The sequence below is a fragment of the Robertmurraya korlensis genome (assembly GCF_023715225.1).
Lineage (GTDB): Bacteria > Bacillota > Bacilli > Bacillales > Cytobacillaceae > Robertmurraya_A.
Map to the genome: position 1 here is coordinate 1 of NZ_JAMBNS010000121.1, position 437 is coordinate 437.

Sequence of the window (437 nt, forward strand, 5' to 3'; positions counted from 1 at the left end):
GCATTGATTTCAGATTGCGGGGCATTATCGTATTCCGTTGGGTCAAAGAACATGCCTTGTGAATTTTCTCTGGCATAAATCCCCATCACCGCTTGCATCGGTACCCATAATTCTTGCGAAACGCCGCCAAATCGCGCATGAAAATTAATAAAATCATTATTAATGACCAAATTACCTGTGGCACGACTAGCGATATTAAGTACGATACGACCATCTTGCACATATTCGACAGGCAGCGTGACATTGGGTTGTGTCGTATCGACCTTGTTTTGTGGGGTTAGGTTAGTGTCTTCAAGCCATTCAAAAATAGCGCGTACCATATAAGGGCGAGTCGGGGTGAGTTGAAAGTCGTTTTCCATGATGATTCTCTTATTTTAATGATTACTATTTTAAACTAGTTTTAAAGGTTGGGCGATTAAACATCCGCTCCATATATT

Annotated in this window: 1 protein-coding gene; it reads right to left on the bottom strand. The window is 41.2% G+C overall.

Features of this window, described 5'->3' with window-relative positions; translation table 11 throughout:
* A partial coding sequence (locus M3175_RS26065) for a ClpXP protease specificity-enhancing factor (protein ID WP_251524611.1) occupies positions 1–359 on the bottom strand: 359 nt, incomplete at its 3' end.
* Between the last annotated feature and the right edge of the window lie 78 nt (positions 360–437).